This window comes from Arthrobacter sp. HMSC08H08 (assembly GCF_001807575.1).
Classification (GTDB): Bacteria; Actinomycetota; Actinomycetes; order Actinomycetales; family Micrococcaceae; genus Pseudoglutamicibacter; species Pseudoglutamicibacter albus.
Map to the genome: position 1 here is coordinate 135,009 of NZ_KV789394.1, position 21,722 is coordinate 156,730.

At 58.1% G+C, this 21,722-nt stretch carries 21 protein-coding genes and 1 tRNA gene; 14 read left to right on the forward strand and 8 right to left on the reverse strand.

The genetic code is table 11. The features are described 5' to 3' along the window. Nucleotides 1-142 precede the first annotated feature (142 nt). Together HMPREF3175_RS06420 and HMPREF3175_RS06430 are read left to right on the forward strand one after the other, a co-directional pair. On the forward strand, nt 143-883 hold the full coding sequence (locus HMPREF3175_RS06420; protein WP_070491328.1) for a class E sortase: 741 nt from the start codon (nt 143-145) through the stop codon (nt 881-883). Nucleotides 884-1,142: 259 nt separating this feature from the next. Continuing rightward, nucleotides 1,143-1,796, forward strand: coding sequence for an anthranilate synthase component II (locus tag HMPREF3175_RS06430; protein WP_070491398.1), 654 nt, complete (start codon nt 1,143-1,145; stop codon nt 1,794-1,796). 122 nt (nt 1,797-1,918) lie between these two features. On the opposite strand, the gene pknB is transcribed toward HMPREF3175_RS06430, so the two are convergent. From pknB to HMPREF3175_RS06465, 7 genes are read right to left on the reverse strand one after another with little or no spacing between them, the layout of a single operon-like run. Then, the gene (gene pknB / locus HMPREF3175_RS06435; protein WP_052048437.1) at nt 1,919-3,847 is read right to left on the reverse strand and encodes a Stk1 family PASTA domain-containing Ser/Thr kinase; all 1,929 of its coding nucleotides are present in this window, start codon (nt 3,845-3,847) and stop codon (nt 1,919-1,921) included. Between the two features lie 8 nt (nt 3,848-3,855). Continuing rightward, nucleotides 3,856-5,556, reverse strand: coding sequence for a protein kinase domain-containing protein (locus HMPREF3175_RS06440; protein ID WP_052048436.1), 1,701 nt, complete (start codon nt 5,554-5,556; stop codon nt 3,856-3,858). Next, nucleotides 5,553-7,010, reverse strand: coding sequence for a penicillin-binding transpeptidase domain-containing protein (locus HMPREF3175_RS06445; RefSeq protein ID WP_035756059.1), 1,458 nt, complete (start codon nt 7,008-7,010; stop codon nt 5,553-5,555). Before HMPREF3175_RS06445 ends, HMPREF3175_RS06440 begins: the two co-directional genes overlap by 4 nt. Further along, nucleotides 7,007-8,632, reverse strand: a complete 1,626-nt coding sequence (locus HMPREF3175_RS06450; protein WP_070491330.1) for an FtsW/RodA/SpoVE family cell cycle protein — start codon at nt 8,630-8,632, stop codon at nt 7,007-7,009. The genes HMPREF3175_RS06445 and HMPREF3175_RS06450 overlap by 4 nt, the downstream gene beginning before the upstream one ends. Then, the gene (locus HMPREF3175_RS06455) at nt 8,629-10,110 is read right to left on the reverse strand and encodes a PP2C family protein-serine/threonine phosphatase (RefSeq protein ID WP_070491332.1); all 1,482 of its coding nucleotides are present in this window, start codon (nt 10,108-10,110) and stop codon (nt 8,629-8,631) included. Before HMPREF3175_RS06455 ends, HMPREF3175_RS06450 begins: the two co-directional genes overlap by 4 nt. After that, the gene (locus tag HMPREF3175_RS06460; protein WP_035756056.1) at nt 10,110-10,607 is read right to left on the reverse strand and encodes an FHA domain-containing protein FhaB/FipA; all 498 of its coding nucleotides are present in this window, start codon (nt 10,605-10,607) and stop codon (nt 10,110-10,112) included. The genes HMPREF3175_RS06455 and HMPREF3175_RS06460 overlap by 1 nt, the downstream gene beginning before the upstream one ends. Before the next feature lie 4 nt (nt 10,608-10,611). After that, on the reverse strand, nt 10,612-11,382 hold the full coding sequence (locus HMPREF3175_RS06465) for an FhaA domain-containing protein (RefSeq protein WP_035756054.1): 771 nt from the start codon (nt 11,380-11,382) through the stop codon (nt 10,612-10,614). Nucleotides 11,383-11,731: 349 nt separating this feature from the next. Between HMPREF3175_RS06465 and HMPREF3175_RS06470 the strand changes: the two genes are divergently transcribed. The 5 genes from HMPREF3175_RS06470 to HMPREF3175_RS06490 all read left to right on the forward strand — a co-directional run bounded on the left by HMPREF3175_RS06470 (nt 11,732) and on the right by HMPREF3175_RS06490 (nt 15,706). Further along, a tRNA-Leu gene (locus tag HMPREF3175_RS06470) sits at nt 11,732-11,815 on the forward strand. A 309-nt stretch (nt 11,816-12,124) separates the two neighbouring features. After that, nucleotides 12,125-13,087: a metal ABC transporter substrate-binding protein gene (locus tag HMPREF3175_RS06475; protein ID WP_198020643.1), complete on the forward strand. Its 963-nt coding sequence runs from the start codon at nt 12,125-12,127 to the stop codon at nt 13,085-13,087. Between the two features lie 2 nt (nt 13,088-13,089). Further along, nucleotides 13,090-13,908 carry a metal ABC transporter ATP-binding protein gene (locus HMPREF3175_RS06480; protein WP_232219274.1) on the forward strand — a complete coding sequence of 273 codons (819 nt, stop codon included), beginning with the start codon at nt 13,090-13,092 and terminating at the stop codon, nt 13,906-13,908. Continuing rightward, nucleotides 13,905-14,840 (forward strand): metal ABC transporter permease, encoded by a 936-nt coding sequence (locus HMPREF3175_RS06485; RefSeq protein ID WP_035756052.1) that lies wholly within the window; start codon nt 13,905-13,907, stop codon nt 14,838-14,840. Before HMPREF3175_RS06480 ends, HMPREF3175_RS06485 begins: the two co-directional genes overlap by 4 nt. Continuing rightward, the gene (locus HMPREF3175_RS06490) at nt 14,837-15,706 is read left to right on the forward strand and encodes a metal ABC transporter permease (RefSeq protein ID WP_035756049.1); all 870 of its coding nucleotides are present in this window, start codon (nt 14,837-14,839) and stop codon (nt 15,704-15,706) included. The genes HMPREF3175_RS06485 and HMPREF3175_RS06490 overlap by 4 nt, the downstream gene beginning before the upstream one ends. Here HMPREF3175_RS06490 and HMPREF3175_RS06495 read toward each other — a convergent pair. Further along, a complete protein-coding gene (locus HMPREF3175_RS06495; RefSeq protein ID WP_035756047.1) occupies nt 15,657-16,331 on the reverse strand; it encodes a metal-dependent transcriptional regulator in 675 nt (224 codons plus the stop codon). The genes HMPREF3175_RS06490 and HMPREF3175_RS06495 overlap by 50 nt on opposite strands. A gap of 134 nt (nt 16,332-16,465) precedes the next feature. Between HMPREF3175_RS06495 and HMPREF3175_RS06500 the strand changes: the two genes are divergently transcribed. The 7 genes from HMPREF3175_RS06500 to HMPREF3175_RS06530 all read left to right on the forward strand — a co-directional run bounded on the left by HMPREF3175_RS06500 (nt 16,466) and on the right by HMPREF3175_RS06530 (nt 21,655). Next, entirely contained in the window at nt 16,466-17,983 is a 1,518-nt protein-coding gene (locus tag HMPREF3175_RS06500) for a SulP family inorganic anion transporter (protein WP_070491400.1), read from the forward strand. Nucleotides 17,984-18,161: 178 nt separating this feature from the next. Beyond that, complete coding sequence (locus HMPREF3175_RS06505) at nt 18,162-18,602, forward strand: prolipoprotein diacylglyceryl transferase (RefSeq protein ID WP_035756045.1); 441 nt, start codon at nt 18,162-18,164, stop codon at nt 18,600-18,602. A 234-nt stretch (nt 18,603-18,836) separates the two neighbouring features. After that, a complete protein-coding gene (locus HMPREF3175_RS06510; RefSeq protein ID WP_035756043.1) occupies nt 18,837-19,199 on the forward strand; it encodes a hypothetical protein in 363 nt (120 codons plus the stop codon). A gap of 120 nt (nt 19,200-19,319) precedes the next feature. Continuing rightward, on the forward strand, nt 19,320-19,769 hold the full coding sequence (locus tag HMPREF3175_RS06515) for a hypothetical protein (protein WP_035756042.1): 450 nt from the start codon (nt 19,320-19,322) through the stop codon (nt 19,767-19,769). 60 nt (nt 19,770-19,829) lie between these two features. Further along, entirely contained in the window at nt 19,830-20,285 is a 456-nt protein-coding gene (locus HMPREF3175_RS06520) for a hypothetical protein (RefSeq protein WP_035756040.1), read from the forward strand. Nucleotides 20,286-20,388: 103 nt separating this feature from the next. Further along, on the forward strand, nt 20,389-20,820 hold the full coding sequence (locus tag HMPREF3175_RS06525; protein WP_035756037.1) for a universal stress protein: 432 nt from the start codon (nt 20,389-20,391) through the stop codon (nt 20,818-20,820). 19 nt (nt 20,821-20,839) lie between these two features. Next, a complete protein-coding gene (locus tag HMPREF3175_RS06530; protein WP_035756035.1) occupies nt 20,840-21,655 on the forward strand; it encodes a LysR substrate-binding domain-containing protein in 816 nt (271 codons plus the stop codon). The last annotated feature ends 67 nt before the right edge of the window (nt 21,656-21,722 follow it).

The following is a 21,722-nucleotide window of genomic DNA, read 5'->3' on the forward strand; positions in this document are numbered from 1 at the left end:
TCAGTGTTCAACACCTGGATATGAACAGGTTGTAATATTGGTTAGTGTTCCCGGGCTCGGGCTCAACATCACATTCTAACGGTACATAACCCTGAAAATGCTAAAGAGTCCACAATAGAGCTAACAAACTCAGGAGGGGCTTGTGACAGCAGAGCCAATTGCCCGACGGCCTCGCAGGCGACGCAGCGTCGGGTCAGTGATCATCGGGATCATCGCTGAACTTTTGCTCACCGCAGGTCTCTTCGTCCTCCTTTTCATTGGTTGGCAGCTGTGGTGGACCAACATCGAAGCCGAATCCGTTCAGCAAAACGCCATCAGCCAGGTCACCCAAGAATGGGATCAAGCCGAGAAGAAGAGCAAGGACGGTAAACCCACTACCCCGATCGAAGGGGAAACCTGGGGAATCCTCTATATCCCTAAATTCGGCCACAACTATGCCAAGCCCATTGCTGAAGGCATTGGGATGGATGTCCTCAACACCGTGGGCGTAGGCCGCTACCCACAAACCCAAATGATTGGCGAGAAGGGCAACGTAGCGTTCGCTGGCCACCGCCAAACCCACGGGCAAGTGTTCTGGGACATGGACAAACTCAGCGAAGGCGACACCGCCTACATTCAAACCAAGGACGGCATCTACTCATATAAGCTCCGGCAACTCCAGTACGTCAGCCCGGAGCAATCCGACGTACTACTTCCAGTACCTGGCCAGCCCGGAGCGAAACCGCAAGAGAAACTTATGACGCTGACAACCTGCCATCCGCCGTTCAGTATGGCCGAGCGCATCATCTCAACCTTCGAACAAACCGACTTCTCTAAACGCGGTGAACCAATCCCTGCCGAAATCGAAGACATCGTCACTAAAACTACGGGAGGAAACGGCTGATGTACGGCTTCATTTTCAGGCTCCTACCTGGCCCACTATGGATCCGGGTACTCCAAGCGATCCTCCTTGCAGTCTTTGTGATCCTCTTGCTAATGAACTACGTCTTCCCTCTGCTGAACCCCTATAGCCCGTGGCAAGACTCCACGGTTAGCGGGAGCATTCTGGGAACGTTAGGCGGAGGCAAGTGACACACGGGTACCAACTAGGGGGCCGTGCGCACGAGCGGCTGAGCCCTGAGGCAGCGCAGCGTCAGGAATCGTTGCAGGGTGGTCGGGTACTTGTTGTCGACAACTATGACTCGTTCGTCTATACGCTGGTGGGTTATCTCCGTGAGCTCGGAGCGCAAGTCAGAGTTATTCGCAATGACGAATATTCACTCGAAGAAGCCCGGAATCTAGCAGAAGATTTCGATGGCGTACTCATCTCCCCCGGCCCAGGCAATCCACTAAATGCCGGAATAAGCATAGGTCTAATCCGTATATGTGTTGAACGGAATATTCCGCTGTATGGGGTCTGCTTAGGTCTGCAGTCTCAAGCTGAGGCGTTCGGCGGCATAGTGAGCCACGCAGAACAGCTTATGCACGGGCGAACCTCACTCGTAGAACACACGGGCCACCCCATGTTCGAAGGGGTCGCCAATCCGTTCACAGCAACCCGGTACCACTCGCTGGCAGTGCAAGCCGGTACGGTCCCAGATGATCTCGAGGTAACCGCCCAAACCCAGGACGGGGTGATCATGGGGCTAGCTCACAAGACCGCACTGGCATGGTGTGTGCAGTTCCATCCCGAGTCCGTCCTGACACAAGACGGCTATCGGATGCTCGGTAACTGGCTCGAAGCCCTTGGCCTGCCGGGCGCAACAGAGCGGGCTGAGAAACTCAGCCCGCTCATCAGTAGTGTCAATCAGCGCTAGTCAGCGGCCTCTACGGCATAAGCGAGCAACCGGTGTGGCAAGGCCGAACGCTGATATGACCATCGGCCGCTGATACTAGATAGCGGCCGATGGTCAACGGTGACTACTCGACGATTCCGAGACTATTCGTCGGCTCCGATGGTTGAGGACGGGGATTCCTCAGAATCCTCTCCGGAATCGGATTCATCTCCCCCATCTTCAGACTCATCGGACGGGCTTTCACTCGGTTGTTCCGGAGCCTCCGCAACCACGATCACAACGATGCTGCCCGGCGAGGTCTTAGTGCCCTTGCCTGGACGCTGAGAAACCACGGTCCCCTCGTCAACAGAATCATCCACGGCGCGGGTCACCTGGACCTCAAGCTTGTACTCATCCGAGGTCAACTTCTTGACGGCTTCGGATTCCTCAAGCCCCGTCACGTCAGGAAGGCTGACCTCACCCGAAGAAATTGTTAACTGGACTTCGTCACCGAAACGCAACTCAGTCCCAGGTTTCGGGCTCACCTCAAGCACCGTCCCCTGCGATTCGCTAGCGGAGTCCTTCGTCTTGACGTCATCCGAAACCGTGAGCTTCGCTTCTTCCAAGATTCGACGGGCTTCGCGCTCATTCTTACCGATCACGTCACGGGGAACCTTAACCTTATCGGTACCCTCAGAAACCATGAGCGTCACCACGGTCTGCTTCTTCACGCTCGTGCCAGCCGCAGGGTCAGTCGAGATCACATGGCCCTCATCAACGGAATCCGAGTGCTCTTCTTTGACCTCATAGTTGAGTTCAAGCTCACTCAGCTTCGCTTGCGCCTGCTCGAGAGAGAGGTTTTCCAAAGAAGGAATGTTGACTGGCGCGTTCCTTTCGCGTTCAGCCTGCATCCACAGCAGCCCGAACACCACGCCGACGATCAGCAACACACCGAAGATCGAAGAAGCGATCCACAGACCCTTCCGGCTGCGCCTATCGCGCTCCTCAAGCTCCTCATCGTCATTGCTTTCCTGCAACGCAACAGGCTGGGCGTTCAAAGGCTGCCCGTTCATGGCATGCCCAGAGCCGTTCTGCGGCATTTGGGTTGCACCCATAATCGCTGCCGCAGGTGCCGCAGCAGGCAGGGTGCGCGTCGCGAGCGTAGCCGGCGACGGCGGTGTCTCTCCACGCTGCACGGAACGCAACGCAGCGGCGAACTCATCCGCGGTCTGGTAGCGGTCCTCGCGGTCCTTGGCTAACGCGACCTGCAAAAGCTCTTCCATAGCCTGCGGGATCTCAGGGTTGAAACGCTGAGCACGCGGTGGAGCTTCACTCACGTGCTGATACGCGACTGAAACTGGAGAATCGCCTTGGAAAGGAGGGCGGCCCGTCAACAACTCAAACAGCAAGCAACCGGCCGAATACAGGTCCGAACGCTGATCAACATCATCGCCACGAGCCTGCTCAGGTGAAAGATACTGGGCAGTACCCACAACCGTTTGTGGCTGTGTCATGGTCGCGGCGGAATCCGCCAACGCACGCGCAATACCGAAGTCCATGACCTTGATAGACCCGGAATTGGTGACCATCACGTTGGCAGGCTTGATGTCGCGGTGCACAATGCCTTGCTTATGAGATGACGACAACGCCGCTAGAACACCGAGGGTCGCGTTGATCGCGTCCTTCTGCGACAACGGGCCATGCTTGAGGCGTTCCTTGAGCGTATGGCCTGCCACGTACTCCATCACGATGAACGGGACCTTGAGGCTCGAATGCTCCCCCGGGATGCGAACATCCGTGTCACCAGTATCAAAAACAGAGACGATCGTAGGGTCATTCAGGCCAGCCACAGCCTTCGCTTCGCGGCGGAAACGAGCCTGGAAAATAGGGTCCCGCGCCAAATCGGAGCGCAGAATCTTCACGGCTACATCGCGGCCCAACAAAACGTCGCGAGCCAGCCACACATCGGCCATGCCCCCGCGGCCAATCAAGCGGTCAAGCTCATAACGATCATTCAGAGTGTGCTGGCGTGGCTGCGCCGCCTGCTCTTCCTCCCGATGACGGGGGCGGTCTTGCTGTTCGTCCTCAGTCACGAGTCACCTCAGTTGCTACTTGGAGGGTCAATGGATGGCAACGGCCTACCTGATCGTTGCGGGGCACTCTGGCTAGGCTCTGCGCTCGGCTGCGCAGTTTCGCTAGGCGGCTCCGAGGTCGGGCTTGGCTGCTCTGTCTGTGAAGGCTGCTCAGATTGAGTTGGGCTCGGCTGCTGCGTCCGCGAAGGGCGCGGCTGCTGAGTCGGTTGTTGCTGAGTTGGCGACGGGGCCGGCTGCGGAGAAGTGAACGCACCGTAATAGATGGTGATCTTGCTACCCTTCTCGAGCTCACCCGTCGGGTCGATATCCACAACCCGAGCCGCTTGAGACGCCGAGGAAACCTGACGAGGCTCTGCCTCAACCTTAAAGCCACGCGATTCAAGCTCACCCATGGCCTGTTGATACGGCTGGCCAAGGTACTTCGACTTGGTCACCAGCACAGTATCGTCCGCGCTCTTGGACTCAGACTCGGATTCCGATTCAGATTCGGATTCAGACTCTGACTCCGAAACAGACTCACTCACCGACGGGCTCGGCTTCGCCGAACCACCCGTCAACTTCGGAATCAGAACCGCGCCACCAATAATCAGCGCAAGCACCAGAAGACCAATGAGCCACCACAGCCACGTCTTCTTACCGCCATCATCCTCATCATCATCCGGATCCGAAGGCCCAGGGAAGCCGCCTTCTTCCTCACCCGATTCGAACATCGGGAAGGAAGGGGCCGCGGACCCAGAAACAGAATCCACTGCAGGCAACTGGGAGGTCGACGGGTTCGCGTCCTGAGAATCAACCACGGTCGTCGCGGCAGTAGGGGCGTCATTGGCGGCATCAGAGTCCTGATTCAGGAACAACTTCATCCCCGGCACCGCAGCAACCGCATCGGAGACACGACCCGCACGCAACGCATCGGCAGCAATCGCCAGCTTCGATGCGTTAGCCGGCCGGTTCAGAGGATCCTTAGCCAGCATCGACATGATGAGCGCATTCACCGGGGCATCCACCGTGTCAGGTAACGCCGGCGGGTTGTCATTGACCTGCGCCAACGCGATGGCGATCTGCGACTCACCCGTGAATGGGCGGCGACCAGCCAAGCACTCGTAACCGATAACGCCTAAGGAATACAGATCAGACTGGCCCGTAGCCTGCTGCCCGGTAGCCTGTTCCGGCGCTAAATACTGCGCTGTACCCATAACCTGGCCCGTAGCAGTCAACGGAACCTGATCAGCCAAACGCGCAATACCGAAATCAGTGATCTTGACCTTGCCGGACGGCATGATCAAAAGGTTGCCCGGCTTCACATCGCGGTGCACCAAACCACGCGCATGCGCAGACCCCAACGCGCGCGCCGTCTGAGCGATCACCGAAAGCGTGAAATCAGAGTTCAGGTTGCGTTCACGCTCAATGATGGTGGAAAGCGGCTCGCCGGGAACCAGCTCCATCACCAGATAAGCAGAGCCATCGGCCTCGCCGTAATCGTAAACATTCGCGATGCCGTCATTATTAAGCAGGGCCGTATGCCGAGCCTCAGCCCGGAAACGCTCCCTAAAGCCCGGGTCGCCCATATATTCCTCTTTGAGGATCTTGATGGCAACAACCCGGCCCAAGACATCGTCTAGAGCTTTCCAAACCTCACCCATACCGCCGATCGCGATGCGGTCAGTGAGCTTATAGCGGCTTCCAAGAACCATTCCGCTGGATGGTCTCATCGGTTCATCACCGCCCTCTCAATCTTGCTCATGATGGTGCTAGACAAGCCAGCGCTTTCCTCATAAGTGACGTTCTTGACAACAATCGTGACCGCATATTGAGGCTCATCTGCTGGGAAGAAACCGGTGATCCAGCCGTTGACCTTGCCTGATTCGCCAATATCTGCGGTACCGGTCTTGGCTGCAAGGTCCACACCGGACACACGCGCCCGCGTTGCGGTACCCGACTTCACAGGCTCGCGCATCAGCTTGGTCATATCCTGAGCTACCTCAGAGCTGGTGGCGCGGCCAAACTCCTCGGCCTTGAAACGCCTCAAAACACGCAGGTCAGGGCTCGTGACCTGCTTGATCAACTGCGGACGCATGATCACCCCGTCATTCGCGATACCCATCGCAACCATGTTCATCTGCAACGCGGTTGCCTGAACATCGAACTGGCCGAACGACGAGTACGCCAGCTGCGCGGGGTCGGAGGTGTCCGGCCACACCGATGCTGAGGTTGGAGCCAAACCCATCCAGTCCGGCTTCTCACCGAAACCGAACCGCTTGGTGACGTCCTTCATCTTGTCCGCACCGATGTCTTGAACAACCTGAGCGAACGGAGTGTTACAGGACTGCGCAACGATGAAGGTAAGCGGGGCCTTATCCGGCTTGCTAGCGCAAATACCGACGCTGAAGTTCTTCAACTCCCTCTCCGTACCAGGTGGTGACCAGGACGGAGGGTTGTCATATTCCTCATCCATCTGGAAATCGCCTGTCTCCAACCCCGCGATCAGGGTCAGCAACTTGAACGAGGAACCAGGCGGGATGCGGTCATAGACAGCGGGATTCCAGTTGACCGACAGCCCCGGAACAGATTCGAGCTTGGCGCGGTTCTGCTTAGCTTGATCCGCGTTCTCTACAGACAGCTCGTTCGCATCGAAGGTCGGCTTGTTGACCATCGCGAGAATCCGTCCGTCGCGGGGATCAGTCACAACAACGGAACCCTGCTTACCGTCCGGTAACGCATCGTAGGCGGCTTTCTGGATAGCCGGGTCGATGGTCAGCTCGATATCAGCGCCGCGGTCTTCCTTGCCCGTGAAGAGGTTGCTCAAACGGTCAAAGAACTGATCATCGGAGGTGCCAGACAAGGTCGACTCTTGAGTCGATTCAAGCTGGGTTGCGCCACTGTTGATCGAGTAGAAGCCCGTCAAGCCGGAGTACAGCTTGGAATCCGTGTAGGTTCGCTTGAACTTATATGGACCGTTTTCAGTCCTCACGCTCTGGGCGATCGGTTTGCCGTCCACAAGGATCGCGCCACGCGGGCGGTCATAGTTAGCGAGGATGGGTCGACTGTTCAACGGGTTGGTGTTGAGCTTCTCAGCACCGATGAACTGAACATAGGTTGTGCCCATGAGGATAACTACGAACAGGGTTACGACAGCCAGCCAGGTACGGCGGATTGCTGGATTCATGCTGACGTAGCACCTCCTGCGTTCGGACGGGCATCACTAGGGCGGGAATCATCACGATGGCCTTGGTGTCCTGCCCGATGTGCGGCGCGGCGGCCGCTTGGGCGAGCCTCTGGATGGGCACCTGGGCGAGCGTTGGACTGGTTCGGCCGGTTTGCCTGGCTAGTGTGGTTGCTTTCGGGGCGTGGCCGGTCGTCTTCACGCGCGTCCAGAGCAGACGGCGTCTCAGGTGCCGAAAGTTTGCTTGCCAGTAGCGAATCATCTTCGCTTGTGAGCAACCCACCGGTTGCTGGGCGCCGCGCATTGTGGCTGATGAGCAGCAGCACGGCCGCTAGAACCCAGTTAGCAAGCAAGGATGAACCACCTGCGGACATGAACGGGGTGGTCAAGCCGGTCAATGGGATGATGCGCAGCACGCCGCCTGTAACGATGAAGAACTGGAACGCGACCGCGAAAGACAGTCCGGTGGCTAGTAGCTTGCCGAAGCCATCACGGGCACCCAGGCCCGCGCGGATACCGCGCGAGGCAAACAGCAAGAAGAACATGACAACGGCGAAGAGGCCAACGAGGCCGATTTCTTCACCGAGAGCGGCATAGATCATGTCTGACTTCGCTACCGGGATGCGTTCAGGGGAGCCGGCGCCTAGTCCAGTGCCGCCAAGACCACCGTGAGCCATACCGAATAGGCCCTGAACCACCTGGTAGCTGCCGCCTGGGTCGCGGTAGTAGATGTCTGGGTTGAAAGCGTCGTACCAAATCTGGAAACGGGCCCGGACGTGCCCCATGAACATGTAGGCGAAGAGGCCGCCGAGAGCAACGAGCCCACCGCCGATGAGGATCCAGGAGATCCTGCCGGTTGCTACATAGATCATGACCATGAAGAGGCCAAAGAACATCAGGGCGCTACCGAGGTCCCTCTGCATCACCATGATGCCCATCGCAATGCACCATGCGATCAACATAGGCGCTAGGTCGCGATAGCGAGGCAACTGGAGGGGACCGATCTTGTGGCCTGCCAGGAGGATGAGGTCACGTTTGGAAGCCAAGTAGCTGGCGAAGAAGATTGCGAGGGTGACCTTGGCGAACTCACCAGGCTGAACCGAGAACGAGCCGATGCGGATCCAAATTCGGGCGCCGTAGGTTGCGAAACCGAGGCCGGGAACCATCGGCAAGAGCAGCAATACGACGGAGACTGCAAGCCACACGTACGTGAACTTGCGTAGTACGCGGTGATCGCGGATGACCCACAGGATGATGACGGCAGAAGCCATGCCGACGCCGGAATATAGCAGCTGAGACGTAGCCGCGGTGGCCAATTCGGGCGGTCCAGCGAGGTCGAGGCGGTGAATCATCGCCAAGCCAATCCCGTTCAGCGCAACCAGAACAGGAAGTATGTATGGGTCGGCATATTTAGCCCAGATGCGTAGCGAAATGTTCACGCCCACGCCAAAGGCGCCCAGAACGAGAATATTGGGAAGCCACGACTGATCATTACGCGAAGAACCCGCAGTTGTGGAAACCAAGAACTCCGCTAAAGCCGTGACACCCAACGCAAGAACGAGCAAGAAGAGCTCGGTATTACGCCGGGTTGGCAACTTCTTTGCACGATTCGCGGTAACGCTCACTCAACATCACCACGCAACTCATGGCACCACTCCGGAGCCTCATCACCAGGGTTTCCGTCCTGTGCCTTCTCCGGCGAGGACTGCGAACCCTTACCGGAGCTATCCGGCGCAACAACATCAGGCGGTGCTGGCGCCACAACAGGGCACGACTGCTGGGCGGTGATCCGCACATCGTGCATAATCTGCTGGGCATCCTTACGCGACTGTGTTGCGATGCCGCTCTTAAGCTGGGTCTGGGTGTATTCGGGCAGCGCCTCGAGTGGAATCTTCGATTCGGTGTCCACACTCGACATCTTGATAGGGCCAAGGTCTTGGGAAATACCCTTAAACATCGCGACCTTACCCTGGTGGACCCCCACGTAATACTGGGTTTGGGTCCAGGCGTACCCCAAGTAGCCGCCCGTGAGCAGGATCAGCACCAAAACAACGAGCGTGGTAGGCAAAACCCACGCGAACCGACGCCGTGGCGGCTCCTCATCAAGTGCCGCGAGCGCCAGTTGGCGTTCACGTTCGGTAGAACGATGCTGAAGCAGCGCTGCCGCGCGACGCTCACCGGAACGCTGCGTGACAATCGGGATCTGCCCCGACTCGGTCGCCAGCTGCGCGGCGCCAACGAGTTCGTGCGGGCGGTTAGCCATCGCGTGACGCAACAGCGCCTGATTAGCGGCGAGGTCACCGCCGCGAGCGACCTCGATCTGACCTGTGTCAGGGGTGGGAATCTCTATGTTGCTGAACTCTTCCGACAGTGGTTTGTCAGCATCGTCCACGATGTCCACGACAGCGACAGTGACGTTATCTGGTGAACCGAGTTCGAGGGTCCGCTCAACCAGGCGGTCCGCGGCTTCCCGCGGAGTCGCGGCGCTACGAACGATCTCCTCGGTTTCTTCCTCGGAAACCACGGCGTTCACGCCGTCGGAGCACAGCATCCAGCGTTCCCCGGCGGTAGCGGGGATTACAGACATATCGAGTTCGGGGGAGGCGTCAGAGTCCCCAAGAACACGCATGATCACGTTGCGATGCGGGTGGATTTTCGCTTCGTCTTCGGTGATGCGACCCTCAGCGAGGAGCTTTTCGACGAACGTGTGGTCCTTGGTGATCTGTTCCCACTCGCCGTCACGCAACCGGTAGGCGCGTGAATCGCCGATGTGGGCGAGGTGCAGTTCGGAACCTTCCAGCAGGATAGCGCTGACGGTGGTTCCCATACCGGAGAGTTTGGGGTTTTGTTCAACGAGTTCGTTGAGGATGATGTTCGCTGACTGGATCTCGTCAGCGAGGATCGTGTTGGGTTCCTCGACATCGGGCCGGTCTAGGTGGACGAGGTCCAGCACGGTCGATGCGGAGGCGACGTCACCGCCTACGTGGCCGCCCATACCGTCAGCGACGACCGCGAAGTGACGGCCCGCGTATCCGGAGTCGTCATTTTTGCGGCGTACACAGCCCACATCGGAGTGGGCGGCAAAGTCGAAATATAGGGCCATTATGGGCGCAGCTCCATCACGGTTTTGCCGATGCGGATGCGTTGGCCGACCTCGATTGGCTGGGCGCGGGTCAGCTGTACTTCATCCACATAGGTTCCGTTGGTTGATCCGAGGTCTTCGAGGAACCAGCGGGTTCCTTGCGGGAACAAGCGGGCGTGGCGGGATGATGCGTAGTCGTCCATCAGCACGAGGCTCGCTTCCTGCGCGCGGCCGAGCAGGACCGGGCTGGCAGCTAGGCGTACTGACGTGCCGGCCCCGGGGCCTTCAACAACCACGAGGGCGTGGGCGATGTTGCGGGGCGCCTGTGAGGGCTGGCTGGGCATACCGGGGCTAGGCCCGGATGGTCCGGACGGGCCTGCTGGGGCGCCGGCTGGCTGTATGCGTGCACGCTTTCCTACCCCGAGGTCTCGGCGCATCGACATCACGATGATGAGGACCAAGATCCAGAGGAATACGAGGAAAGAGATACGCAGTAGCGTCACTACCAATGGGACCATGCGGTTAGCTCATTCCTTCGGGGGCGTCCTGCCAGGAGAAGGTCAGGCGGGCGTGACCGATCGAGATGATCGTTCCGTCGAGTAGCTCTTCGTCGCCTTCGATGCGGGATCCGTTGACGTAGGTTCCGTTGGTGGAGCCGAGGTCGCGGATGAATACGCGGTTTCCGCGGCGCACGATTTCGGCGTGCCGGCGGGAGGCGCCTTGGTCGTTGATGTGGAGTCCGGCATCGCCTGCGCGGCCCATGACGACGCTGTCGCCGCTTAGGGCGTAACGGTTGCCGTCGATTTCGATGACGGGTGTCCGGTTGCCGGTGGGGCGGATGTGTTGGGTGCTGGCTTGTTGTTCCGCGGAGCTCAGTTGTGGGCGCGCGGATGGACGGGGCTGTGGCGTGCTTGGTGCTTTGGTTCCGCCGAGGGAGGCATCGACTTCGATCTGTGTTGGCTGGATCGATTCGTCTTTGCGGAAGGTTACGGTTACGGCGTCGCGTAGTGAATAGTCTTGGCGCTGCGCGTGTTCGAGTGCGACGTCAGCGAGTTCTTGGGCGAGCGCGGTACCCCATTCGCGTGCCTGGTCGAACGCGTCGGCGCCGAGCCGGACTGTGAAGGAGTGCGGTGCGACGGTGCGGCCTTCTGAGATCGAGAAAGATTCGTCATCCATGGTGTTACGGATCAGATTGGCGATCTCTACGGGTTTGATGGTCCCGTTGGAGTTGCCGCGGAATGCGCGTGAAACGAGGCGCTCGAGTCCTTTTTCGAATCCTCTGACAATTCCCACAACGAACCTCCTCTCAACTGTGTTTGCTGTGTGCTCGCGGTTCACGAGGCGCTACGGTGCGTCCCGTGTTCTGCCGTGATTCTGGTTTTCAGGCACGGCGGATGCGGGGCACATCGTTCTCCGATCTTACCTAAAGCACCTGTTCATGCCTCAACCTGTCTGAAATCAGCGCAATCTCCGTGCGTTACAGCCGCCTCAATGTGGCACTCAGAGCGGCACTGTGACGAGGTGGTGGATGTGTCGATTATGAAATCTTTGGAACCTCAGTTAAGCTTTTCTCTGTTGTCTTCACATGATGTGTTCACACTGTGGTCTTCACATCAGGCGTGGAGGGAATGAATAAGTTTACGCGCGAGTGGCGGAATTGGTAGACGCGCTGGCTTCAGGTGCCAGTGCCCGCAAGGGCGTGGGGGTTCAAGTCCCCCCTCGCGCACGTTTTCTGAGCGGTGTTGTAACGCAGACCGAATAGGTCTGGTTACAACACCGCTCTTTTCGTTTCTGCTCTTTTTTAGGCTGCTTGGTTGCACTGCTTATACGCGGCCTGCTTGCGCTCCCTTCCGGTAGATCACGCGCCAAATTCACCTTCCTCGAATCGACTACGAGCTATCCCTGTTTGCAACTACGGCGCATCGAACATTATATTTAGGCATGCCATCATGATGCGCTCTGGGCGGGGCACATCAACAGTCCTAGTGGGTGGAAATCCCTTCACCCACTTACTGACATTGGAAGGTTGCCTCTCTTGAAGCACATCAAGAAACTCCTCTCTATAATCGCGATCACCGTACTTGCCACATTCGGGCTCACAGCATGCTCTGACAGCGGTTCCAACACCGAGGCGGGCGGTGACGGCAAATCGATCAAGGTTTACGCGACCACCGGATACCTCGCTGATGCGGTCAAGAACATCGCGCCCGATGCTGAAGTCACGACCATGGTCGGCCCCGGCGGCGACCCACACACCTACCAGCCGTCCACCAAAGACATCGAGACCATCCAGAAATCAGATCTCGTGTTCTGGAACGGCCTACACCTGGAAGCCCAGATGACGGACCTGCTCACAAGCCTCGGTGACAAGCAGGTGGCCGTGGGGGAGAGCCTCCCCAAGAACCTCTTGCTGGACTGGCCTGAAACTGATGATCAGGGAAATGCGTTGCATGACCCGCACATATGGAACAGCCCTGACGCGTGGTCGCTCGTTGTGAAGAACGTCGCCGATAAGTTCGCCGAAGTGGACCCGGACAACGCCGAAAAATACAAGGCGAACGCCGACAAGTACCTCAAGGAGATCGATGCAGCGGTAGATGAGGCACGCGGCCTTCTAGCAGAAGGCAAAATCAACCCCCGCATCCTGGTTACTGGTCATGACGCTTTCAACTACTTCGGTAAAACCTTCGACCTTGATGTTCACGCGACCGACTTCGTCTCCAGCGAAGCGAAACTCAGCGCCTCTGAGCTGGCGAAACTCGCGAAGTTCATCGCCGATAAAAAGGTCCCGGTGATCTTCCAGGACAACCAAGCTAACCCCCAGGCGATCACGAGCCTTAAAGAAGCTGTCCGCTCCCATGGCTGGCACGTCAAGGTCTCCAACCAGGAGCTGTACGCAGACTCCCTGGGCGCTGAGGCACCCATGGACACCTACATCGGTGCCCTCAAACACAATGCCCGCGCTATCGCTGACGCCCTGAAAACCTCAGGAGAGTAGACGTGACCAACCTGAGCGATCCACGCGGGCCTGCCGCAACACCAGATCCACAAGAGGGTAGCCCTCTTCACGGCGCCGCCACGCCTGCGTGCCGTACCCATAACCTCTCGGTTGCCTACGATGCGGTGCCGGTTCTACGCAACGTTGACTTCACGGTCCCGCAGGGGGTTGTGATGGGAATCGTTGGCCCGAACGGCGCAGGGAAATCAACCCTCATCAAAGCGATGCTCGGGCTCGTGAAGCCGTTGACTGGCACGTCCGAGTTCTTCGGTAAACCGCTGGCGCGTGCGCGCAAACGGGTTGGTTATATGCCTCAAACTACGAGTGTCGATTGGGATTTCCCGACCACGGTGCTCGATGTGGTCACGATGGGCACGTACGGATCGCTCGGTTGGATTCGTCGGCCAGGTAAGAAGGAACGCGCCCGCGCTGTCGCTGCCCTCGAACAGACGGGGATCGCTGATCTGTCTTCGCGGCAGATCGGTGAGCTTTCCGGAGGGCAGCGACAGCGCGTGTTCCTCGCCCGCACACTCGTGCAGGCCCCCGACCTGTACTTCATGGACGAACCGTTCCAAGGCATCGACGCGAAAAGCCAACAAGCTATCGTCTCGGTTCTGCACACCCTCAGAGAGCAAGGCAGGACCGTTGTGATCGTGCACCACGACCTCGCAACCGTACGCCAATACTGCGACTACGTGACCCTACTGAACCGGCGCGTGATCGCCTCCGGCCCGGCCGAACAAGCCTTCACGCGGGAGAACATCCGCATCGCTTATGAGGTTTCAGTAACGGATGAAGCGTTCCTGGAGTCCGCGTCGTGAGCCTTATCGAATTCTTCAGCAATCACACCTACCGGATGGTGTTCTTCGGCACCATGACCATCGGGCTTGTCGCGGGCGCGCTCGGTTCCTTCGCTTATCTGCGTAAACAGTCGCTCATCAGCGATGTGATCTCTCATGCCGCTCTGCCAGGCACGCTGCTCGCGTTCCTCACCGCGGTCGGCGTGCTGGGCGCTGACGGCCGCAACATGCTTGGCCTGATCCTCGGCGCAGTCATCGTAGGCACCATCGCGGTGCTGATCGCCAACGGCATCAGCCGCATCTCCAAGATCCGTATCGACACCGCGATGGCGATATCTCTCACCGTTTTCTTCGGTGGCGGGATGCTTTTGATGCGCATCATCGCCAACGGCGCCTACCCAGGCAAAGGCGGCATCCAAGACTACCTGTTTGGTAACGCCTCCGTGGTCACCGTCGCGGACCTGGTAACCAGCATCAGCATCGGGGTGATCGTGCTCGCCCTCGTGGTGGTGTTCTGGAAAGAATTCACGCTACGGACCTTCGACCCGGACCACTCCACGGTGCTCGGGTTCCGGGCCCGCACCATCGACACCCTCATGTTCGCGACCATCGTCATCGCGACCGTGATCGGCGTCAAAGCCGTGGGTCTAGTGCTCATGGTTGCTTTCGTGGTCACCCCACCTGCAGCGGCTAGACAATGGACTAGGACCCTGCCCGGCATGGTAACGCTCTCGGCCGTGATCGGTGGCGTCGGCAGCGGGGTAGGGGCATACCTGTCGATTGTGCTCGGCAAAGTTCCAACCGGGCCGCTCATCGTTCTCACACTGTTTACGATCTTCCTGTTTTCGCTCTTGTTCGCGCCACGGCGCAGCATCATCACTCGTGCCGTTTCTCGCGCCCGTGCACGCGCGAGCCTTAAACAGGAACTGATCGAGGAAGGCGGGCACGCATGAGCTTCTTACTCGGGACCATGTTGCTTGCGGTAGTGACCGCGCTCGCCTGCGCACTGCCCGGCGTTTTCGTTGTGTTGAGGCGAAACTCGATGCTCGTGGACGCCATCAGCCACTCGATTTTCCCCGGGATCATCTTCGGATATTTCCTCACCCGCAACTTCAACTCGCCTTTGTTGATCCTCGCGGCTGCACTGGCAGGGTTAGCTGTAGTCTTGGGAAGCGAATGGCTCGCCCGCACCGGCTTACTGTCCGGTGACGCCCCGCAAGGTCTGATCTTCCCCGCCCTGTTCAGTGCCGGCGTGATCTTGGTGACCCTCGAATTCGCGAACATCCACCTTGATACCCACGCGGTTCTGGCAGGCGACCTCAACATCGCGGCCTGGCAGCCCCTCATCATCGCAGGAACACACTTAGGGCCTGCCTACCTCTATGTGATGCTGGGTGTTCTGCTGATCAACATCGTGTTCCTTATGTTGTTCTATTCAAAGCTCAAGGTCACAACCTTCGATCCCCAGTTCGCAACCAGCCTCGGCATCCGCTCCGGGCTCATGAATACTGCGTTCATGTTCCTCGTCTCCGTCACCGTGACTGCCGCGTTCAACGCAGCCGGCGCGATCCTGGTTATCGCCCTCGTGGTTGTTCCGCCCGCGACAGCTTACCTGCTCACCACCCGTTTACCGGCAATGATCGCGCTCACTGTGCTCATCGCCATCGTGGGCGCGCTGGCTGGGTTCTGGATAGCGTATGTGCTCGATGCTGCAACAAGTGCGGGTATGTCGCTGTTCTATGGGCTTGTGTTCGGTGCTGTGCTGTTAGCTACAAGGCTTCTACCCAAACGGCATCAGAAGCAGCACGCCCTAGCATGAGCCGTTCGGTTTGCCCCTCAACAAGAAGCTCCACGGTTTCTGAATAAGGCGCGCTCGGGTGCACTTCGAGCAGCGTGCCGAAATGTATGCCGTTTTCTGCAAAGAACTGCAGCAGTTGCGGATCATCGTCAGAGATCCGCTCGACCCGAGCTTTCGAGCCCGCCGCGAGCGTGGTGAGGAGCGTTGCGTTGGGGCGTGCCACATCGCCGTCGGTCGTTGGGATCGGATCGCCATGCGGATCACGAGCAGGGTGGCCCAAGAATTCGTCGAGGCGCTCGATCATGAAATCAGACACCGCGTGTTCGAGTGTCTCGGCCTCATCGTGCACTTGATCCCATCGGTATCCAAGGGTTTCTAGCAGGAACGTCTCGATCAGACGATGCCGGCGTACCATCGCAATCGCGTGCGCGCGCCCCGTATCCGTCAACGTCACTTCGCCGTACGGCGCATGATCAAGAAGACCTTGTTCGGTGAGTTTGCGCACCGCATCCGATACCGAGGACAGCCTCAGCCCCATCCGATCCGAAATCAGTTTCGGCGTGACCGGGGCATCTGACCACTCACCGAGGTACCACACGGTTTTCAGATAGTCCTGGGTGCTCGCAGACAACTCAGAAACAGACATAGCGAACAGTCTAGCTGTCCAAAGACCTGCGAAGGCCTACGCTTAAGGTATCGAGGCAGCGTCCAAGATGAGTCTGTATATGAGGAGTAAGGGTGTCGCCGGGACAGGTTAATAAGCCGCATAGCGATCCGTTGATGAGGCAATACGATATTTCGACGCTGGGCGCGTTGAAGTCTCCGCGGAAGCTGGTGCGCGAGGTTTTGGCAGGTCTCGTGGTGGCGTTGGCTTTGATCCCGGAGGCGATCTCATTCTCGATCATCGCGGGCGTGGACCCTGCGGTGGGCCTGTTTTCTTCTTTCATCATGGCGGTCGTGATCGCGATCGCCGGTGGCCGTACCGCGATGATTTCCGCCGCTACGGGGGCTGTCGCGTTGGTGATTGCGCCGCTGATGCGGGATTACGGTTTTGACTACTTCATTGCCTGCGTCTTATTGGCCGGAGTTTTCCAGGTTGTTTTCGCGCTCCTGGGTGTATCGAAGCTGATCCGGTTTGTGCCGCGTGCGGTGATGGTCGGGTTCGTGAACGCGTTAGCGATCCTTGTGTTCATGGCGCAGATGCCGCAACTGATTGATGTGCCGTGGGTTGTGTATCCGCTTCTGGCGGCAGGGATCGTGATTCTGTGGCTTTTCCCCAAGATCACCGGCGCTGTTCCGCCGCCACTGGTAGCGGTGGTCGTGATTACCGCTGTGGTGATGATCTTCGATATCAAGGTTCCGACGGTTGGCGACCAGGGCGAGTTACCGCATGGGTTACCGCAGCTGTTCATCCTGAATGTTCCACTCACGTGGGAGACCCTGCAGATCATCGCCCCGTATGCCGCGGCGATGGCTTTGGTGGGTCTCATGGAGTCATTGTTGACGGCCCAGCTGGTTGACAACATCACCGGTACTTCTTCAGATAAGAAGCGTGAATCCTGGGGTCAGGGTCTCGCCAACATCACGTCCGGATTCTTCGGCGGTATGGGTGGTTGCGCGATGATCGGGCAGACCATGATCAACGTCAAAGTGTCAGGTGCACGCACACGTATCTCTACATTCTGTGCCGGCGCGTTCCTGTTGGTTCTGGTTCTGGTATTCGATCAGTGGGTGGCGCAGATCCCGATGGCGGCATTGGTTGCGGTCATGATCATGGTGTGTATCGCCACGTTTGATTGGCACTCGATTCAGCCACGTACGCTGCGCACTCTCCCGAAGTCAGAGACGGTAGTCATGCTGGTGACGGTCGCTGTGGTTTTGATGACTTCGAACCTTGCGATCGGCGTGATCGTGGGTGTTTTGACTGCCGCTGTGGTGTTCGTGCGTCAGGTTGCTCACGTGGTGCGGGTCGAGCGGGAACTGCAGGACGAGGAAGGCAACGTCCTTTCTGCGGATACACCAGCGGATCAGGTGGCCCAAGCCGTCTATAAGGTGCGTGGGGCGTTGTTCTTCGGTTCGAGTAACGATTTCACGACGATGTTCCGGTACGGCGAGGACGCGGACCTCGTGTGCTTGGACTTGTCTCAAGCGCAGGTCTGGGATGCGTCATCGGTCGCCGCGCTCGACAGCGTTGAGGCAACATATGCCGAACAGGGAAAGCGTCTGGTGATTGCGGGCATGAGTGAGAAGAGCCGCCGGATCCATGACCGTTTGAGCGGTGAGCTAGGGGAGAGCTAGCTATCGCGAATTCGCGCGGTGTTCACGTGATATTTACGTCCTATCTGCGCTCGGATTATTCCCCGCAGGTCCGATTAACGTACGCTGTCGGACGTAGTACGGGACTACTTTTTGCGCGACGAATAACGTGTGAAAGGTAGTAGCGTCATCATTTTGGTATGAACTCTAAGGAGAGATTGTGAAAGCTTTCACCAACACTCGTCGCCCAGGCGCCCGCCTCATCGCTGGCCTGTCCATGGTGGGCCTTGCAGGCGCGCTGCTGACCGGTTGCTCGGGTGATAACAACCCAGATGGCAAGCTGTGCGATGACGCCACCAAGGCGCTCAAGGATGCTGGCATCGAAAAGCCTACTGAAGTCCTGCAGATCGAGGACAGCGCTAAGATGTCCAAGCTCGGCCAGGATCTCAAAGCAGCAGCTGAAAACAGCAAATCGGACCTTGCAGAACCTGTCAACCTCTTAGGTAAGTCAGCCGAGCTCGCCGCTAAGGTGAAAGAAGACCCATCGAACGCTGATCAGCTCAAGTCTGAAATGGATGAGATCGGTGAACAGCTCCGGGACGAGGATAACGGAGAGAAGGCTAAGGAACTCTCTAAGAAGTGCGACGCCTTCAAGAACTAGTGGAACCTAGCGCAGGCTAGGTGACATGCTCCCCGTTGGCTGGACTGAGAAATCAGTACCTGGCTAGCGGGGAGCATCTTTATGCGATCCGTGCTGAGATGAGTAGAGATCAGTTTTGAGTAGGGCTGAGTTGCCTAGGAAGTTGAGGAATGGATCATCGCCGCACGTTCTAACGCACGCAGTGCCCAGCATTCTGGTGCACGCCTCATCGCAGGGTTATCGGTTGCTGGTCTTGTGACTGCCTTCCTCGCTGGATGCTCGGCTAAGGACCCAGATGAGGCCTTGTGCGAAGACATGGTCAAAGCAGTAAACGCGACCGGTGCCAGAAGTTCCGACGAGCTCGAGGACAGCGACAAGAAACTTAAGGCCGGGAGGAACCTTCAGATAGCGGCTCACAATAACAAGGGTTCGCAGTACTCAGATGCTCTGGAACTTTATGGTCGCTTCACAGAGGCTGAAGCCAAGGCGGATCACGAGAGCTCGAACCCTGAATATCGTGAAGAGAAATGGGTGCTTGAAGTCAGGATGAATGAAGAGCGCACAGAGGAAAAGGTGGACGAGTTCTACAAGAAGTGTCTGGCCTTCCGGGACGAGTAAACAACTGAGCGTGCATGACCACTTCAATATGAAAGTTGATGGTCGCCACACTAAAGTGCCCTGTTATTGGTGTGAAGTAACAACTAGCATCGTTTTTAAGCAGGAAGCAGGGAGAAGGTCATGAAAACACGTTCTAGTGCACCCAGTACCCATCGCCCAGGCATTCATCTCATCGCGGGCTTGTCCGCACTTGGCCTTGCGGCCGGGCTTCTGACTGGTTGCTCGAACAAGGACCCCGATGAGGGTCTGTGTGAAGAGGCGACCAAGGCACTCGAGTCCGTTGGCTTGGACAACGGGAACGATATCCCGAACCTCGAGAAGGCTGAGAAAGTGAGTCAGCTCGGCGAAGGGTTCGTTGATGCAGCCGAGAAGTATGACGATTCTGAGTACGCTGAACCCATTGAAGTCGTAGGCAAGATGGCGGTTACTTCCGCCAAGCTTGACCAAGACCGCGAGAATCAGGAACTTCAAGCGGAGTTATACAACCTGTCGCAGCAGGCCGCCCAGCCAGAGCTAGGGGAGAAGGCTAAGAAGTTCGCTGAGAACTGCCCTGCCTTCGATGAGGACTAGCTACCAGCGTTGTTCCCCCCCAAAGCGTTGTTCCCTGAGTAGGAACTTAAGGAGTAGATTATGAAAGCACGTTTCAACACACGCGGCACCAAGCACCCAGGTGCCCGCCTCATCGCTGGCTTGTCCGCACTTGGCCTTGCGGCCGGGCTTCTGACCGGTTGCTCAAACAAGGACCCCGACGAGGCCCTGTGTGAAGACTTCTCTCAGGCGCTGAAGAATGCAAACATCGAAAGTTTCAGTGACTTCATGCGCATCTCAGACTCCGAAAAGCTGGCTCAGTTCGGCCAGGACCTCAAAGGTGCCGCTGAGAAGAACAGTACGTCGGAGCTGTCCGATCCGATCTACCTGCTTGCCAAGATGATTGACGTTCAGGTCAAGATCTCAGAAGACATGTCGAACACTGAAGCTCAGGCTCAGATGCGTGAACTCGGGGAACGAGCCACAGACCCAGCGATGGACGATAAAGCCAAACAGTTCGCTGAGAAATGCCCTGTCTTCGAAGAGGGACGCGAGTAGTTCCCGCAACGGGCCAACGTTTTTCTTGTTTAGGACTGTTCTCACACGTGTTCTGCGGTTAGTATCAGTTCAAGACTGACCTGAAACAGATACGGAGTACACCATGGGCACCTTCATCGTCGGCGTTGACGGCTCGCAGACTGCATTCAAAGCTGCATCCCGCGCAGCGCATGTAGCGGCACGAACTGGCGACACCCTCGTTGTGGTTTCGGCTCACTCCAAAGACAACACTGAGGTTGTCAACATCGGTACCGACACCTGGGTTCTCGACGACGCCGACCTCGCAGGTGACCTTGCTCGCCGCGTGGCAGACCGACTCCTCGAAAACGAGCCCGACCTCAAAGTAGAGACCGCCGCGATGTTCGGCAAGCCCGTGGATGCCTTGATCAAGGCCGCTAAAGAACACAAGGCTGACGTGATCTTCGTAGGTAACGTCGGCACTCACGGCCTGGGCCGTGTGCTCGGCTCCGTAGCCACCGGCATCGTGCACAACGCACCGTGTGACGTCTACGTTGTCCGTACCTCCGGAAACTAATATCCCGCACCCTTCTGAGATGCCCGCGCAGCTGAACCGCCTGCGTCTGTGGTGTGCACCTGGAACCAGCCCTGACAAGTGGCTTAAGCGTTTTGGTGACGCACGCCCTGATGTTTCGGTCCAGCTGACCGCGGGCACCTCTGATTCTGAGGCAATCGAGGCGCTACTGAACTTCCGCTCGGACGTCGCTTTGGTGCGCCACAGTGTTGACGAGGTCCTCACCCGCCGCGAGTTCCCCCGGGGCGTCCGCCTGCACGCGGTGAGGCTCTACGACGAGGATGTTGCGGTTGTAACGGCCCGCGAGCATGACGCGGAATACTGGGATGAACACGATTCAATCCCGCTAGAGGAAGCCGCGGCGTGGGCGCGTCTTGACCCTGCCGATTACCCAGATGATGTTGCGGGCCAGCGCATGATGGTCGAGGTCGCTGCCTCGGGTGCTGGCGCGGTAGCTGAGCTACCTTTTCCGTTGGCGCGCATGCTCTCCCGCAAGGACGTTGTGGTGCGCCGCCTGCAGGCAGAACCTCGAACACGCGTCTCCGTTGTATGGGTGCACCCGGACGCGGTCCCAACAGTGAGTAACGGGGATTGGAGCCTGGCTGAGCGCGAGACGCGCGAGGCTGTGATCCAAGACTTTGTTGGAGTGCTCAGAGGCCGCAGGGCAGGGTCATCCCGCGGATCAACATCATCTCGCGGATCAACCCAGACTTCCCAGCAAGAGAGCTCTTCGCAACAGAGTTCTTCTCGGCGGTCTTTTTCTCAACAGAGATCTCTAAAGAGCCGGACTTTACGAAGAAATACAGCTAGTTCTCGAAAATTACGTAGGAAGCGCTAATTTTCCACATATACGATAAATCCACGCGCTTGCTCATGTGGGCTTAATGGTGACCCTGAAAACGCGT